Raw genomic sequence first — 16,048 nt, 5'->3', positions numbered from 1 at the left:
CCGCGGCGCTCAGGGAGCGATGGTCACCGTGAAGCCCAGGGGCTCGAGCCCCGCGCGCACCTCGTCGAGCGTCGTCGCACGGCGCACCACGGTGCCCGCCTCCGAGCAGGCCAGCGGGTCGCCACCACAGCTGCCGTGCAGCGTGGGGTGACGCGGCGGGGTCGAACCCGGCGGAGGCGGCGGCGCGTTCGAGTCGACCAGGATGCCGCCGCCTTCTTCGAGCTCCACGCGCGCTCGGCCGCGGATGGCCACCAGCCGCCGAGGCGCCGGGGTTGGCGTGCTGGTTCCCTGCGCAGGCTCAGGCTCGGGCGGCGCCTCCGTAGCAGCGAGCGTCTCGTCGGCCTCCGGGGGAACGGCCTGCTCCGCACCTTCGGCAGCTGGCGCGGCCTCGGCAGAGGGCGACGCCCCGGCACCGCACCCGAGCAACGTGGAACACAGCAGGATCCGAAAGCCGGTGCGCATGGGAGCAGGGTAGACGAACGGCGGAGGCAACGCGCACTCAACCCTGCGGTCGTGCGGTTCCATGACTCGACCGAGGGGAGGTCACGGTTCAACCCGCGTGTTCGAAGGGGAGCTACTGCTGACTCGAAGCCGTCTACCAGTTAGGATGAAGGCATGAGCCGGACCGCCCGTGACCTCGTCGCCCGTGCCCTCGACCTTCCCGAGGAGGACCGGCTCGCGCTCGCTACCGAGTTGATCAACAGCGTGGAAGGACACAGCGACCCCGAGTGGGAGCGGGCTTGGCTGGAGGAACTCGACCGTCGCCGGACTGGTGGCGCCGAGAACACCAAGCCGTGGAGCGAAGTGCGGACGCGCATCTTGTTGAGGCTGAGCAAGACGTGAGTCTGCCCGTCGTCATCCACGACGACGCGGACATCGAGGTCGAGGAAGCGGCGCTCTGGTACGAGGAGCAACGTCCTGGACTCGGCCTGGAGTACGTCGCCGCCGTCGGTCGTGTGCTCCTCGATATCGGAGACAACCCAGAGCTGTACTCCGTGTGGAAACAGCCTTGGCGACGGGCGCTGCTCCAGCGCTTCCCCTACGTGGTTTTCTTCGAGATCGAGGTCGATCGGGTGGTCGTCTGGGCGGTCGCTCACGCCAAGCGGCGTCCTGGTTATTGGATGGCCCGTCGGCCGTCGTAGTGGGCCTTGCGGAGACGTGCTTGACAAAGATAGAGAGTGAACGCTATCTATCTTCCATGCGCTACGACATCCTCATCCAGTCCGGCACGGTCTTCGACGGCACGGGCGCCCCCGGGAAGATCGCCGACGTGGGCATCCGCAATGGTCAGATCGCCGCCATCGAGGCCACCATCGACCCGGCGCTCGCCGACCACGTCGTGGACGCCACAGGCCAGTGGGTGATGCCCGGCTTCCTGGACGCGCACACGCACTACGACGCCGAGCTGCTGCTGGCGCCGGGCCTGCCCGAGTCGGTGCGCCACGGCGTGACCACGGTGTGCATCGGCTCGTGCTCGCTGAGCACCATCTACGCCACCCCCGAAGACTGCGCGGACATCTTCTCGCGCGTGGAGGCGCTGCCACGCGAGTACGTGCTGGATGCACTCGAGACGCACAAGACCTGGAGCGACGCGAAGGGCTACCAGCAGCATGTGGACGCGCTGCCGCTCGGTCCCAACGTCATGTCGTTCATCGGGCACTCGGACCTGCGCGTGTCCGTGATGGGGCTCGAGGCCGCCACGGACAGCAAGCGCAAGCCCACCAAGGACGAGCAGGCGCGCATGGAGGCCGCGCTCAACGACGCCATCGACCGGGGCTTCCTGGGGCTCTCGTGCATGACCAACCCGTGGGACAAGATCGGCGGCGACCGGGTGCGCTCGCGTCCGCTGCCGTCCACCTTCGCGTCGTGGGCCGAGTACCGCCGCTTCCACCGCATCCTGCGTGAGCGTGGCGCCATCTTGCAGTCCGCGCCCAACATCACCACCAAGTACAACGCGCTGCTCTATCTCTGGGACAGCGCTGGCTTCGGGGCGCGCGCGCCGCTCAAGACCACGCTCATCACCGTGGCCGACACCAAGTCGAACCCCATGCTGGCGTCGGCCGTCATGGCGGGCACCAGCGCGTTCAACCGCTTCCTGAACGCCGACGTGCGCTGGCAGAGCGTGCCCATGCCCTTCGAGGTCTACGCCGACGGCATCGACCTGGTGGTGTTCGAGGAATTCGGCGCGGGCGAAGAGGCCCTGCACCTCACCGAGCAGGTGCAGCGCAACCAGCTCTTCGCCGACCCGGCCTACCGGCGCCGCTTCCGCAAGGAGTACGACAAGCGCTTCGGTCCGCGCGTGTGGCACCGCGACCTGCACGACGCGCACATCGTGTCGGCGCCGGACGCGAGCCTGGCGGGCCGCAGCTTCGGCGAGGTGGCCGACGAGCGCGGCGAGCACCCGGTGGACACGTTCTTGGACCTCGTCATGGCGCACGGCACGGCGCTGCGCTGGCGCACCACCATCGCCAACCACCGCGACGAGACGCTCGACCAGATCGTGGCGCACCCCACCGTGCAAGTGGGCTTCGCCGACTCGGGCGCGCACATCCGCAACATGGCGTTCTACAACTTCCCGCTCTACTTCCTGCGCAGCGTGAAGCGCGCGGCCGAGGCGGGGAAGCCCATCATGAGCCTCGAGCGCGCGGTGCATCGCGTGACCGGCGAGATCGCCGACTGGCTGGGCGTGGACGCCGGACACCTGCGCGTGGGTGACCGCGCCGACGTGGTGGTGGTGAACCCGGCCGGCCTCAATGACGACGTGGCGGCATACCACGAGGCGCCCATCGAGGTGTTCGGGGGCGTGCAGCGCATGGTGCGCCGCAACGACGAGGCGGTCAGCGCCACCGTCATCGGCGGCCAACTGGCTTACACGGCGGCGGGCTTCACCGAGGGCTTCGGCACGGCGCGCGGCTTCGGCCGCTTCCTGCGCCGCGGCGAGCGGGTGAGCGCGCGCGAGCACGGCACCGAGGGCATGAACGCGCGCGAGAGCGGCGAGCTGGTCACCACGCCGGCCGAGGCGCGCGCCGCGTCATGAGCGGCGCCACCCCGCAAGAAGAGCCCGCCCAGAGCCGGCGCACCCAGGCCGAGCGCCGCGCCGCCACCATCGAGCGCCTGGTGGACGCCAGCATCGCGGTGCTGGCCGAGTCCGGGTACGCGGGCGCTTCGGTGAAGGCCATCTGCGACCGCGCGGGCGTGTCGCAGGGCGCGCTCTTCCGCCACTTCGAGACGCGCCTCGAGCTCTTGGTGCACGTGGTGGACGCCATCGGCACGCGCAACATCGAGTCCTTCATCCGCGCCGCCGGCATCACCGAGGCCGCGTGGACCCTGGACCGCCTGGACGACTTCGTGCGCGTGCTGCGCGACGTGAGCCGCTCCGCCACGCACGCCGCATGGCGCGAGGTGGTGGCCGCCGCGCGCATCCACCCCGACTTGGCCGAGGCCGTGGGTGCCGCCGTGGGGCGCTTCGAGGCCGCCATCATCCGCATGGTGGAGCTGGGGCTCCCGGGCACGCGCGAGCAGACGCTCGAGACCGTCACCATCGTGCTGTCCATCATGCACATGTTCGACTCCGAGGCGCTCACCGTCACGGTGAAGCCCAACCCCGAGATCGAGGCGGCCCGCATCACGTGGGCCACACGCGTGCTGCGCGAGCTCTACGACCGCCGCGCCAGCTGAGCGCGGCAGAAGGCGCCAATCTCGCGCAGCGACTCGTCGGCCTCGGGGATCATTCCGGAGCTGGCTTGAAAGACGTGCCACAGCTCGTCGAACACGTGCAGCGTGGCCTCACCGCCGGCCGCGTCGGCGCGCTCCACCACGAGGCGAGCGTCGTCCAGCAGGATCTCGTCGCCGCCCACGTGCGCCAGGATGGGTGGCAGGCCCGCCAGGTCCGCGAAGATGGGCGAGACCCCCGAGTCCTGCCGCCGCACGGGCCGCCCGCGGTTGGTCTCGTTGCAGTAGTGCCCCGCCGCGCGCGACAGGAAGCCCTTGGTCAGCATGGCCTCGCGCTTCTTGTTGTGCTGAAAGCTGGGCGACGACAGCGACATGTCCGTCCAGGGCGACAGCAGCACCAGCGCGGCCGGCATGGGCCAGCCCGCGTCGCGGATGCCGAGCGCCGTGGACAGCGTGAGCCCGCCGCCCGCCGAGTCCCCCGCAATGATGATCTGCGAGGGCTCGATGCCCCAGTCCAGCATTTCCTTGTAGGCCGTGAGAGCGTCTTCGCGCGCGGCCGGGTAGGGGTGCTCGGGCGCCAAGCGGTAATCCAGCAGCCACGCCTCGGTGCCTGCGGCCTGCGCCACCAGCGCGGCGATGGGTGTGTGGCTGGTGAGCCCTCCCGCCACATAGGCGCCGCCGTGCAGGTACAGCACGTGTCCGTCGGCGTGGCCCACCTCGGGCTTGATGTGCCGCGCCGGGCGGCCACCCAAGGTGGCTTCGCTGAGCGCAAAGCCCCTGGGCATGCGGACGACACGCGCGATGCGGTCGACCATCTTCCTCTGGGAGGCCACCGAGTGCAGGCGGTCGGCGAGAGGCAAGAACACGGTCCGGAGCCCGGCCAGCAAGATGCGGTGTTGGAGCGAGAGGGCCATGGCGCCTCTGTACCACGCCGAACACCCGGAGGCGCGCTTGCGGTATACCGGAGGGATGCCAGCGCTCACCCCACGCCCTCTCGGCCGCCTCGCCCCGAGCCTCGTGCTCGCGCTCGCCGTCGCCCTCGTGACGCCTGCCTGCGCCGGCACGTGTCCCACCCCCGCCGACGCGGTGAGCGTCACGCCCAGCACGGGCTGTCGCGGTAGCGGCGAGAGCGGCCCGGCAGGGTTGGCCGGCGACCCGCTGACCCTCGTCGGTGGAGACGTCGTGTTCCTGATGCGCGCCGACCTGGCCGCCATTCGTCAGAGCACGTTTGGCCCCTTGGTGGAGCGCGCGTTCGGCTTCTTCATGCGCGCCGAGTTCCCGCGTGAGCATGTCGAGGAGGTGCTCGAGGCCGTGGCCCGCACGCAGGTGGTGGCCATCGGTGTCAGCGGCAGCGGCGGCTTCGTGATGGTGGCCCAAGGGAGCTTCACGGACCGCGACCTCGGGGTGGTGCGCGCCGAAATTCAGGGGACGCGTCGCCAGCACGTCATCCATCGGCGTGGCGAGAACGTGGGCGTGGTGGCAAGCGGTCGCTACCTGATCCTCGCCGAGCGCGACTCCGTGGAGGCGGTGCTGGATCGCATCGACGGACTCGAAGACCCCGCGCCGCAGACGCAGCCGCTGCTGAACGCGGTCCACTCCGTGGGCGCCTACCACTCGTACTTCGCCATGCTGGGCGTGCCGCAGGGTGAGCTCCGCCGCGAGCTGCAGCGCGAGCGCGAGATGCGCGCCATCCACGGCGACCTTCGCTGGGCCGCGCTGAGCGTCACGCAGGGCAGCGCGGGGCTCGAAATTGTGGGCCGCGTGCACACCATCACGGAAGCCGCCGCGGCCGAGGTTCGTGACCTGTCCGAGAGCACGCGAGTGCAGCTCGTCCCCGAGCTGATGCGCGAGGCCGCCGCCATCGGCGAAGCCGCCCAGGCGCTGGCGTTCACGGTCGAGAGCACGGACGCGGTGCTGCGTTGGTCCCCCGCCGACGAGGAGTCCCGCCGCTTCATCGAGGCGTGCAGCACCATCTTCGAGCAGCACGCCGCGCGCCGCGACAGCTACACGGCGCTGGACGACGGCTCGACCTACCACCCCCAGCCCGCGGTGGGCCCGGCGGTCGCGCCCGCTCCCTGAGGGCCCTCCGGGCCCGAGCCCGCTCAGCGGTACGCTTCGACCAGCTCCACCACGATGGGGTTGCCCCAGTCGAGCGCCCCGTCGTAGCGGAAGCGCACGCGGCCCTCGCGGTCGATGATCCACGTCTCCGGGAACAGGCGCGTGCCGAACTGCCCGGAGATGACCTCGCGCGTGGGGTCGAAGACGTGCGTGAGGCGCGTGTCCTCGGGCACCACGCTGGTGACGGCCGACCAGCCTTCATCGGCGCTGACCGCCACGACCTCCACATCACCCCACTGCTGCGCCAGGTGCCCCAGGTGCTCGAGGCTGGGCAGCTCTTCGAGGCACGGCGGGCAGGTGATGCTCCAGAAGTTCAGCACCACCACCTTGCCGCGGTGGTCCGCGAGCCGCCACGGCTGCCCGTGCCGGTCGGTGAGCTCGAAGTCCGGCGCGAGGCGGTTGCTGCCCAGGTAGTGGGGGAAGCCACCCTCGCCGGCCATCAGCGCCTCGAAGCGGTCGTTGCCCAGCACGGAGCGGAACACCGTCTCGCCACGCCGGGTCTCGCCATCCATGAACGCGCTGGCGAACACCGCCACCAGCGGCGCACCGACCAAGAACGCCATCAACGCTGCGAGCTGCTCACGCCTCTTCATAGCGGCAGTCCACTATCACGGAAGCGGCGCGGCGCCATCCGCGACCAGCGGCGGCCGGCACACCCGCCCCCCCACCCGCAGCAGCACGCCCGCCTCGTCCTCGTCCAACAGCGCCGCCAGCGCGCTCGACGCGTGGTTCTCGAACCGCGCCGGACAGCGCCCCTCCCGCACGTCACACCAAAGCGCCCCGTGCTCGTCCTGCCGCAGCGTCCCCGCCACCAGCTCCTCCTCCCGCGCCCCACTCAACATCAGCGTCACCCCCGCCGCATGCACCCGCACACTCTCCACGAAATACGCCGGCCCCTCGAGCCCGATGTACGCCCAGTTGATGTCGTTGCGCAGACAAAACCGACCATCCTCCGCCCGGTCGATCCACCCATCGAAGCTCCGCACCAAGTTCGGATGATCGATCCGCTCCTCCCCCTTCCACCACCGCCGCCCCGCATCCCTGCGAATGTCCGTCTCCCGCGTCCTACCTTGAGGAGCATCACCCGTGAGCAGATTGTCGAGGTCCATCCCCAAACCCTAGCGCGCCCACGCCACGAACGCCGCCGCGGGGCGAAACCTAGCGAAGCACGCCCAAGGTCGTGGTCGCAGACGGGAGCATGGGCTCCGCGCGGCGCAGCTCCACGTGGTACGTCACCCCCGCCACGAGCTGGTAGCCACCCACCGCTGAGAGGCAGCCCTCTGAGAAGTCGCAATCGGTGCAGATCGCGAGTTCGGCGTTCTCCCCACCCGACGGCACCAAGCGGGCACCCGCCGCGCTGTGCACCACGACGGACGCGGCATCTACGTCGCCGATGACCGCCAGCCCGATGCGATCGAAGTCCGCGAGGTCTTCTGCTGCGCTCGGGCAAGTGGGCACCGCCTCCACCGACACCCACACGCCCTCACCCGACGCTTCGGTCTCGGTCCAGATCTCGCTCTCGATCGCACCCGCGCCGAGCGTGGCCAAGGCCAGCGTTCGCCCCCCCACTCCCAAGTCCCAGATGGTCTGATCAAAGGGCGCTGCCATCTGGACGAACCGCGTGTACAGCCGGGCGGGGCTCGACATCTCGGCACGAACCAAGCGTGGCGACGCGCTCTCACTCGCCCCACGTACCCCGAAGACGATGTCGCCCGTGAACAGCGGCAGGCATCGAACTTCCCCGTCAGCGAGCATGCCGACGCCGAGACTCTGCGCGTGTGCCGCGCACACCTCGCTCATACTCAGCCGCCCCACTGCTTCGAAGTCCGAGAGCACCTGACTCCAAGGTCTCCCCATCGCCGCCGCGATCCGCTGGGCGTTCTGATCGTCGCCCTGCTGGAGAGACACGCTGTCGTACAGCGCCAAGAAGCCCCGCCAGCCGAGCTCCGAAACAGCGTAGGACACGAACTGCGTCGCGGTCGTCCGCTCGTCCCCCACCACCCCGGAGAACGAGTCCCGGAACACGAGTGACTCGGTCAGCGGCAGGCTCGTCGGCGTCACGTACGCCGGCATCCCCAGCGCGCACTCGCCGAGCTCCGCGACCCCCTCCTCGAGGAACGGCAGGGAGCGCCCCGCGCTCGCGAACACGGCATGGGTGATCTCGTGCGGATGAAAGTCGAGCACCGTGTAGGCCCTGCTCCCATACTCGCAGCCATCGACGCCGTCCCGGCACCACGCATCGAGGTCGTCCACCCTCACGACCTCGATCGCCTGATCGACCCCCAACAGATCGCTCAACGTGCGGTAGTAGCCAATCGAGAGCGAGGCCGTGCACTCATCCATCGGGACGCTGGACCGAATGGTGATCCCCGGCGCCGAAGCCACCACGGGAGGCAGCTCGGGAGTCCCGCATCCTCCAACGGCAACGGCCCAGCACAGCGCACCCAGCATCCGGCGAGTCAGCATCGGACCTCCATCCACAGAACGTAACACGCCCCCTCCGTCACCCGCAGAACGCCGGCCGAGAGCGTGCGCGCGTCACTCCCGACCCATCCGCGCTCATCCGAGCCCACGTCCGACTCGGCGCGCCCCCCACACGCGCATGAGGACCGCCCCGCGACCCCACGAGCCCAGTCGCGCCCCGCAAGCTCACGCGCACCCCCGTTCATCGGCTCTCCGGCGGGACCACCCCGCGCACCCGAGACGCCACCATGGAGGGCGACGGGCGCCCTGCGGCAGCGGGGCTTGGGGGGGCCCTATTTCAAGCGTCCTCCGGACGCGCCGAAATGGGGGAGGTCAACCAGAGGGCGCGCCAGCGCGCCCGCCCCCGCAGAGCAGGGTGCCCGTCGCCCTCCTCGCCACCACGCCCGCGTTCGAACAGGCGGACCGACGGAGAGCAGATTCCCGAGCCCTGCGCGTACACCTACCAGGCCCCACACGGCCCGCTGAAAGCAGGCGGTCCGAAGGGGTCGCGTGCTATGGATCCCGAGAGCTGCCGTGTCCGATGAACCCCCACGCAAAGCCGGCTGGTTGCGCTGGGCACGAAACGTCGTGCTCGCGATCCTGGCCACGCTTTCGCTGGCCATCGGGCTCACGCAGACCAGCTGGGGGCGCGCGCGCATCCGCGAGCTGACCGTCACCGTCATCCGCGACGAGCTGGGCCTCGACGCCAGCTTCGGTGAGCTGCGTGTGGATCTCGGCCTCCTGCCGCCGCGTATCGAGGTGGTGGCCAGCGAGATCGCCCTGGTGGACCCCGTCTATGGCCGGCTGGTGAAGGCCCGCCGGCTGGTCATCTCGCCCAGCGTGGGCGCGCTGCTGCGGGGTGAGCTGGACCTCGACGAGATCCTGATCGACGGCGCCGTGGTCAACCTGATCGTGCGCGAGGGCGAGGTGCGCAACCTGCCGCGGCCGCGCGCGGAGCCGGACCCCAACAGCCCCACGCGCCTGCCGTTCTCGCGCCTGACGCTGACCGACGCCACGGTGCACGTGGACGCCAGCCCCGACGGCGCGCTGCAGCTGGCTGGCCTCGAGGTGGACCTGCGCGTCGAAGGCGGCACCATCCTGCACCTGCGCGTCACGGGGGGTGAGGGCCACGTGCGTCACGGCGACCAGCGCCTGGACATCCAGTCGCTGCGCGCCGCGGTCAGCCTCGACCCGGACACCGGCGTGGACATCTCGGAGCTGGCCATCGGAAGCGAGCACTTCTCGGTGGGGGCCAGCGACGCGCACATCCCGCTGCCCTTCGAGTCGCGCTTCCAAGGCAACGTGCAGGTGCGCGCCGACCTCGCGCACCTCGCGGACCTCCCGCTGGGGCTCGAGCTGCCACCCTTGCGCGGCATGGCCGAGGTGGACGCCACCATCGGCATGCGTGACGGCAGCCCCGAGGGCCACGGACAAGTGCGCCTGCGTGACGGCGCCATCGACATCTACGGCCTGGGCGAGACCGTGGAGCTGGACTTCGACTTCGACGCCACGCGCGCACGTGTCACCGAGATGCGCTTCCAGGTCATCGAGGGCGGCGGCGTGGTGACGGGCCACGCCGAGGTGGGCTTCACGGCCGACCTGCCGCTCACCGCCACGCTCGACATCGACGCGCTCCAGCTGGCCAAGCTCTTGAAGCAGCTGGACGTCACGCCCGACGCCATCGCGCAGTGGACGCTGGCCGGCCGCATCGACCTCGCCGGCACGCTGAGTCCGCTCGACCTGGGCGGTCCCGTGCGGCTGCGCACGCAAGACTTCCTGGTCACCGCCGACGCGTGGCATCAGCGCCCGGCCACCCGCATCATGGGCATCCCGCGCGGGCGCGTGGAGGGGCGCGTGACGGTCACGCCCGAGGGCCTCGGGTTTCGCGATCTGGACGTGACCATGCCCAACTCCACCGCGCACGTGGACCTGCTGCTGGGCTTCGAGGATTACATCGAGGTCACGGGCCACAGCACGCAGATGGACCTGGCCGACGTGACGCCGCTCACCACGCTGCACTTGGGTGGGCGCGGCAGCTGGCGCGCGAGCGTGCGCGGCCCCTATGGGTCGCCCGCCGTGGAAGGCCACGTGCAGATGAACGGGTTCGAGTTCGACACGTTCCGCGCGGGCAACATCGAGTCGGACTTCGTGCTCGAGAACGAGAGCATGTCGGTGCGCTTCCCGCTGATCACGGCCGTGAAGAACGAGAGCCGCTACACGGTGGAAGACCTGCTGGTGGACTTCCGCGACAACCGCTTCGAGGTCACCGCGCTGGTGCACGCGCAGCGCATGGTGCTGGCCGACCTCTATCACGTGTTCCGGCTCGAGACGGATGAGCGCTTCACGCCGTTCCAGGGCGTGGCCCACGGCACCACGCGCGTGCGCTACAGCACGGGCTTCCCGGACGACCTGCCGGCCGGCACGCTGCGCGCCACGGTGGACATCGGCTTTTCCAGCGCGCACTTTGCGGGCTTCGCCTTCGACGCGGGGGCGCTCGAGGCCGAGTGGCGCTGGATCGACTACGCGCGCGGCGTGGATGGCGCCGAGCTGGACGTCACCCACCTGGCGCTGCACAAGGCCGGCGGCACGGTGGCCATCGCGGGCACCATGGGCCTCGGCGGCGTGCTGCAGCTCAGCGTCTCGGCCGACAACATTCCCTTCTCCGCCACCGAGGGCTTCGAGGAGATGCCGGAGCTGGGCGGCACGTGGTCGCTGCTGGGGCAGATCGACGGCACCAGCAGCGTGCCGCACCTGCACGCGGACCTGGGCATGCACCAGCTGGCGTGGGCGGGTGAGCCGCTGGGCGACGGCCGCCTCTACGTGCGCCTGACCGACCGCACGGACCCGTGGGTGGCCGAGGCCGCCAGCTGGGACCCGGCCGCGCTGCCCGAGGACGAGCCCTGCTACAACGCGCGCGCGGGCCTGGCGCACGGGCGCTGGCCAGCCGACCCACCGCTGCAGACACCCAGCGGCCCGGTGCAGAGCCTCGACCGTCCCATGGCGTTCTTGCTGTGTGGCGAGGCGCTCGAGGGACAGGTGCTGGTGGACATGGCGCTCGGCTGGACGTCGGACCTGCCCATGCGTGGCCGCGTGCGCTTCAACCGCATGGACCTCGCGCCGCTGCTGGCCGGCGCGCTGCCCGGCGCCGAGGCGACCGGCGTGCTGAACGGCGAGATGCGCTTCGACGACGGCGCGCTCAGCAACGACACCTACGGCGGCGACCTGCACCTGGACACGCTCGAGGTGGAGGTGGCGGGCATCCCCATCCGCAACGACGGCCCCATCGACGTGCGCTTCGTGCGCGGCGAAGGGCGCGTGCAGCGCATGGCCCTGGTGGGCCCCGGCACGCAGCTCAGCGTCAGCGGGCGAGCCTCGCTGCGCACGGGCCTCCGCACGCGCGTGGACGGCGTGGTGGACCTCGGGCTCTTGGCCACCACCAGCCCCACCGTGACCGACGCGCGCGGGCGCCTCGAGCTGGGCGTGCGCATCTCGGGCGACGCCTCCGACCCGTCGGTCTTCGGTGAGGCGCGCGTGGTCGACGGCGCGTTCCGCTTCGCGGGCTTCCCGGTGCCCCTCGAGGAGCTCAACGGGCACGTCACCTTCAGCTCGCACCGGCTCATCTTCGAGGACATCCACGCGCGCCTCGGCAGCGGCTGGGTGGACGTGGCCGGCGTCGCCACCATCGCCGACGGCGGCCTGCGCGACTACACCTTCGACGTGGGCGTGCGCGACGCGGCGCTGCGACCCATGGCCGGCGTGGACCTCGGCTTCGACGCACAGGCCCGCCTGTACTGGGAGCCCAGCATGCGGCTGCCCATGCTCCGCGGGCAGGTCCAGCTGGAGCGCCTGGTCTACTCGCGCACCACCAGCCTCTCGCCCACGCTGGGCGAGCTCAACCGCCCCGAGCTCGAGGGCCTGGGCGAGTACGACCCGGCCAACGACAACCTGGACGTGGAGCTGACCATCACGGGCCGCCCCATCCGCGTGCGCAACAACCTCCTCACGGTGGACATCGCCATCGCCGACCACGACCGCCCCTTCCAGATCGTGGGCACCGACCAGCGCCTCGGCGTGCTGGGACAGCTGGCCGTGCAGCGGGGCAGCGTGCGCTTCCGCAACGCCGTGCTGGAGATGCGCAACGGCGACATCCGCTTCGACGACGCCACGCGCATCAACCCGTCCTTCGACGTGACGGCCGAGACCGACATCCGCACGCGCGACCTCGACCGCAACGACTGGCGCATCTCGCTGCACGCCTACGGCAACATGGACGCCTTCCGGCTCGAGGCGCGCTCGGACCCGTCGGCCAGCGAGCAGGACATCCTGCTGCTGCTCACCATCGGGCTGACCACGGCGCAGGCGCAGTCGCTCCAGGCGGCCGATCTCGGGGGCGCGGCGCTCGAGGCCGTGTCCAGCCTGTCGGGCGTGAACGACGAGGTCAGCGAGGCCCTGCAGGTGATTGACGACTTCGCGATCACCACCATGTACAGTACGCGCACCAACCGGCCGGAGCCGCAAGTGACCATCGGAAAGCGCATCGCCGAGCGAGTACGGCTCACCGCGTCGACGAGCCTCACGGGCGACACCCGCGAGATCCGCGCCGGCGTGGAGTGGCAGCTCGGTGACCAGACCAGCATCCAGGCCGGCTACGACAACGTGAACCGCGAGACCCAGTCGTTCGGCAACGTGGGCGTCGACTTCCACTGGCGCATCGAGTTCGAGTGACGCGCGCGCACCCAGCACGGGCGGTCTCGCTTTGGCGTGGGCTGCTGGGCTTCGCGCTCGCGGCCGGGCTCGGGCTGGGGCTCGCGTCGCCGGTCAGCGCGTGGGTGCCGCAAGAGCTGCTGGGGCGGCGCATCGTGCGCATCGAGGTGCGTGGCGAGGCCGCCGGGCTGGTGCTGCCGGCCGAGCTGGGGCTCGAGCCGGGAGCCACGCTGGAGCGCGCCTACCTGAGAGCCACGGTGGAGCGGCTCTTGGCCACCGGACGGTGGGCCGACGTGCAGCTGGACGTGGCCGTCGAGCAGGGCGGCGTGGTGCTCTACGTGGAGCTGGCGGCCCGCTTCCTGTTGGCGCGCGTCACCGTGACCGGCAACGACGTGCTGGACGACACCGAGATCCTGCGCGCGCTCGACCTGCACGAGGGCGAAGAGATGGACCGCGCGCTCACGCAGACCGACGCGGGCCTCGCGCTCTTGCGGGGGCGCCTCGGGCGCATCTACCGCGAGCGAGGCTACGAGCGCGTGAGCGCCGGGTTCGAGCTGCGCGACACCGACGACCCGTCGCGCAAGGCGCTGGTGGTGCGCATCTACGAGGGCACGCCCACGCGCATCGCGCGCATCGTGTTCGAGGGCGAGCAGCCGCCGGAGGAGGCCGGCATAGCGCGCGCGCTGGGCCTCGACGAAGGCGACATCTTCGACCGGCGCGAGGTGGACGAGGCCCTGCGCGAAGCCACGCAGACGCTGCGCGAGCGGCGCTGGTACGGCGCACAGCTCGGCCTCGCGCGTGTCACGCGGGAAGACCAGGACGTGGTGCTGGTGATCGAGAGCGTGATCGGGCCGCGCTACGAGCTGCTCATCCGCGACCCGCATCCGCTCAGCCGCGAGACCGTGGCGGACGCGCTCGAGCTCACCAGCGAGCGGCTCTCGCGCGGGGCCGCCGAGGCGCTCGAGCAGCGCGTGGAGGACCTCTATGCGCGGCGCGGCTACCCGGCCACCGAGGTGGAGGTGCGGCGCGTCCCGGGCCGCTTTGCGGGTGAGGCCCGGCTGGTGGTGCACGTGACCGCTGGTCGCCCGCAGCGCGTCACGCAAGTGCGCTTCCCGGGCGCGCAGCACTTCACCCAGGACCATCTGCGGGAGCAGCTGAGCGGTTTCGTGATCGACGCGGTGGACCTCGGCGGCCTGGCCGACCCGGTGGACACGCGCACGGCGGAGCTCTTGGTGAGCAGCGACCGGACGTCGCGAGCGGGTGAGCGGCGCAGCGTGCCGCGCCCCATGATGCCCGCCGAGATCTTCTACGAGCCGGCGTACGACGAGGCCATCGAGCACATCCAGCACCTCTACGAACGCGAGGGCTTCCTGAGCGTGGTGGTGGGTCCGATCACGCACCAGACCTTCGCCCAGGGCCCGGACGACCACGTGGAGGTGCGCATCCCCATCGAGGAGGGGCCACGCTCGTACCTCTACGAGCTCACGCTGACGGGCAACCACGACCTGTCGGACCGCGAGGTGCTGGACGCCCTGGCCTTCGAGCGCGGGCAGCCCTTCAGCCACGCGCTCTTGGACGAGGCGCGCCAGCGCGTGGAGCTGCTCTACCAGGAGGAGGGCTACCTCTACGCGCGGGTGGAGCCGAGCGTGCGCTTCAGCGGCGACCGCACGCGCGCGGTGGTCTCGCTGACCATCACCGAGGTCTACCCGGTGAGCGTGGGCGAGGTCATCATCATGGGCGCCGACCGCACCGAGCACGCCGTGATCCGCGGCTTGGTGGCGCTGCGTTCCGGCGAGCGCTTCCGTCCGAGCCAGGTGCGGCGCACCCAAGACCGCCTGATGGAGCTGGGCATCTTCTCGAGCGTGACCGCGGGGCCGGCCGAGCCCGACCTGCCGGCGCGCGTGAAGCCGGTGCTCATCTCGGTGAGCGAGCGGCGCTCGCAGATGCTGGACTTCCGTGCCGGCGTGTCCACCGCCGAGGGCATCCGCGGTGGCTTCGAGTACGGCTACCGCAACCTGTTCGGCAAGGGCATCGGGCTCACCCTGCGCGTACAGCTGGCCAACCAGTTCTTGTTCTTCGACAACGTGCTGGCCGATCGCATCAGCGCGCTGTCGCTGGCGGACCGCTTGGAGCGGCGCATCACGCTGGGCGTGCTCCTGCCCTACCTGCCGCGCCTGCCCAACACGCGCGTGTCGCTGAGCGTCTCGCACCTGCGCGACAACCAGCGCGCGTTCGGCCTGGACTCCAACAACATCGACCTCACGTTCACGGTGCGGCCGGCGCGCCAGTTCTTCCTGACCATCTCGGGTGGCCTCGAGAACAACGATGTCGACCTGCTGGTGGACGATCGGACCTACCAACAGCTGCTGATGGACGCGCCCCCCGGGCTGCGCGCGCTGCTGCGCGTTCCCCAAGGGCGCTCCACGCTGGTGAGCGGTGAGGTGGGCGCCACGCTCGACCTGCGCGACAACCCCTTCACGCCGACGCAGGGCTTCTACGCCTCGGTCAAAGCCGAGTGGGCGCGCACCCTGGCGGCCGAGTTGGTGGAGGTGGCCGGCATGGCCGAGCGCTTCTTCAGCCACCACGTACGCGCCGAGCTCACGGTCAGCGGCTATGTGCCGCTCGGCCCCTTCACGCTCGCGCTGCAGGGCCGCGTGGGGCGCGTGTTCCACCTCGAGGACCGCTCGAAGACCTACCCCAACCGGCAGTTCTTCCTGGGCGGCGTGGACACCGTGCGCGGCTACCTGCAGGACTCGCTGGTGCCACAAGACCTCGCCGACGAGGGCCTCTCGTCTTCGCAGATCAGCCAGGGCGGCGACGTGTTCATGGTGGCCCGCGCCGAGCTGCGCTTCCCCATCCGCGGCATGGTCTACGGCGGCGCCTTCACCGACTTCGGCAACCTGTGGGCCCGCGCCGGCAACCTGAACCCCCTCGAGCTGCGCCCCACCGCCGGCCTCGGTCTGCGCTTCGCCACACCCGTGGGCCCGGTGGCCTTCGACTACGGCTTCTTGCTCGCGCGCCGCCGCGAGCTCGGCGAGCGCATCGGGTCGTTCCACTTCAGCATCGGGCTGTTCTAACCCGCGCAGGCCGC

General features: G+C 70.9%; 12 protein-coding genes. 7 read left to right on the top strand and 5 right to left on the bottom strand.

Going from position 1 to position 16,048, the window contains the following annotated elements:
• Window positions 1–9: 9 nt before the first annotated feature.
• The gene (locus IPI43_31000) at window positions 10–462 is read right to left on the bottom strand and encodes a hypothetical protein (protein MBK7778491.1); all 453 of its coding nucleotides are present in this window, start codon (window positions 460–462) and stop codon (window positions 10–12) included.
• 153 nt (window positions 463–615) lie between these two features.
• On the opposite strand from IPI43_31000, the gene IPI43_30995 reads away from it, so the two are divergent.
• From IPI43_30995 to IPI43_30980, 4 genes are read left to right on the top strand one after another with little or no spacing between them, the layout of a single operon-like run.
• Complete coding sequence (locus IPI43_30995; protein MBK7778490.1) at window positions 616–843, top strand: addiction module protein; 228 nt, start codon at window positions 616–618, stop codon at window positions 841–843.
• The gene (locus IPI43_30990) at window positions 840–1,142 is read left to right on the top strand and encodes a type II toxin-antitoxin system RelE/ParE family toxin (protein ID MBK7778489.1); all 303 of its coding nucleotides are present in this window, start codon (window positions 840–842) and stop codon (window positions 1,140–1,142) included. The genes IPI43_30995 and IPI43_30990 overlap by 4 nt, the downstream gene beginning before the upstream one ends.
• A gap of 56 nt (window positions 1,143–1,198) precedes the next feature.
• Window positions 1,199–3,037: an amidohydrolase family protein gene (locus IPI43_30985; protein MBK7778488.1), complete on the top strand. Its 1,839-nt coding sequence runs from the start codon at window positions 1,199–1,201 to the stop codon at window positions 3,035–3,037.
• Window positions 3,034–3,678 carry a TetR/AcrR family transcriptional regulator gene (locus IPI43_30980; protein ID MBK7778487.1) on the top strand — a complete coding sequence of 215 codons (645 nt, stop codon included), beginning with the start codon at window positions 3,034–3,036 and terminating at the stop codon, window positions 3,676–3,678. The genes IPI43_30985 and IPI43_30980 overlap by 4 nt, the downstream gene beginning before the upstream one ends.
• On the opposite strand, the gene IPI43_30975 is transcribed toward IPI43_30980, so the two are convergent.
• On the bottom strand, window positions 3,657–4,586 hold the full coding sequence (locus IPI43_30975) for an alpha/beta hydrolase (GenBank protein MBK7778486.1): 930 nt from the start codon (window positions 4,584–4,586) through the stop codon (window positions 3,657–3,659). The two genes, IPI43_30980 and IPI43_30975, sit on opposite strands and share 22 nt — an antisense overlap.
• A 55-nt stretch (window positions 4,587–4,641) precedes the next feature.
• Between IPI43_30975 and IPI43_30970 the strand changes: the two genes are divergently transcribed.
• Window positions 4,642–5,751 (top strand): hypothetical protein, encoded by a 1,110-nt coding sequence (locus IPI43_30970; protein ID MBK7778485.1) that lies wholly within the window; start codon window positions 4,642–4,644, stop codon window positions 5,749–5,751.
• Between the two features lie 23 nt (window positions 5,752–5,774).
• Here the strand turns inward: IPI43_30970 and IPI43_30965 are convergent, their stop codons facing one another.
• Genes IPI43_30965 through IPI43_30955 form a run of 3 tightly spaced genes read right to left on the bottom strand, consistent with a single transcriptional unit; the run spans window position 5,775 to window position 8,256 of the window.
• Window positions 5,775–6,383 (bottom strand): redoxin domain-containing protein, encoded by a 609-nt coding sequence (locus IPI43_30965; GenBank protein MBK7778484.1) that lies wholly within the window; start codon window positions 6,381–6,383, stop codon window positions 5,775–5,777.
• 15 nt (window positions 6,384–6,398) lie between these two features.
• Entirely contained in the window at window positions 6,399–6,899 is a 501-nt protein-coding gene (locus IPI43_30960) for a hypothetical protein (protein ID MBK7778483.1), read from the bottom strand.
• Between the two features lie 49 nt (window positions 6,900–6,948).
• The gene (locus IPI43_30955) at window positions 6,949–8,256 is read right to left on the bottom strand and encodes a hypothetical protein (protein MBK7778482.1); all 1,308 of its coding nucleotides are present in this window, start codon (window positions 8,254–8,256) and stop codon (window positions 6,949–6,951) included.
• A 585-nt stretch (window positions 8,257–8,841) separates the two neighbouring features.
• Between IPI43_30955 and IPI43_30950 the strand changes: the two genes are divergently transcribed.
• Together IPI43_30950 and IPI43_30945 are read left to right on the top strand one after the other, a co-directional pair.
• A complete protein-coding gene (locus tag IPI43_30950; GenBank protein ID MBK7778481.1) occupies window positions 8,842–12,978 on the top strand; it encodes a translocation/assembly module TamB domain-containing protein in 4,137 nt (1,378 codons plus the stop codon).
• Entirely contained in the window at window positions 12,975–16,034 is a 3,060-nt protein-coding gene (locus tag IPI43_30945; protein ID MBK7778480.1) for a BamA/TamA family outer membrane protein, read from the top strand. The genes IPI43_30950 and IPI43_30945 overlap by 4 nt, the downstream gene beginning before the upstream one ends.
• Window positions 16,035–16,048: the final 14 nt, after the last annotated feature.

This window comes from Sandaracinaceae bacterium, from assembly GCA_016706685.1.
Lineage (GTDB): Bacteria > Myxococcota_A > Polyangia > Polyangiales > Houyiibacteriaceae > JADJJE01.
The sequence above is the reverse complement of the archived record's forward strand: the minus strand, read 5'-3'. Positions and strand labels throughout refer to the sequence as shown.

Coding starts and splice junctions, on each gene's coding strand:
- IPI43_30970 (MBK7778485.1), top strand. CDS start 4,642: ATGCCAGCGCTCACCCCACGCCCTCTCGGCCGCCTCGCCCCGAGCCTC.
- IPI43_30985 (MBK7778488.1), top strand. CDS start 1,199: ATGCGCTACGACATCCTCATCCAGTCCGGCACGGTCTTCGACGGCACG.
- IPI43_30980 (MBK7778487.1), top strand. CDS start 3,034: ATGAGCGGCGCCACCCCGCAAGAAGAGCCCGCCCAGAGCCGGCGCACC.
- IPI43_30960 (MBK7778483.1), bottom strand. CDS start 6,899: ATGGACCTCGACAATCTGCTCACGGGTGATGCTCCTCAAGGTAGGACG.
- IPI43_30995 (MBK7778490.1), top strand. CDS start 616: ATGAGCCGGACCGCCCGTGACCTCGTCGCCCGTGCCCTCGACCTTCCC.
- IPI43_31000 (MBK7778491.1), bottom strand. CDS start 462: ATGCGCACCGGCTTTCGGATCCTGCTGTGTTCCACGTTGCTCGGGTGC.
- IPI43_30975 (MBK7778486.1), bottom strand. CDS start 4,586: ATGGCCCTCTCGCTCCAACACCGCATCTTGCTGGCCGGGCTCCGGACC.
- IPI43_30955 (MBK7778482.1), bottom strand. CDS start 8,256: ATGCTGACTCGCCGGATGCTGGGTGCGCTGTGCTGGGCCGTTGCCGTT.
- IPI43_30965 (MBK7778484.1), bottom strand. CDS start 6,383: ATGAAGAGGCGTGAGCAGCTCGCAGCGTTGATGGCGTTCTTGGTCGGT.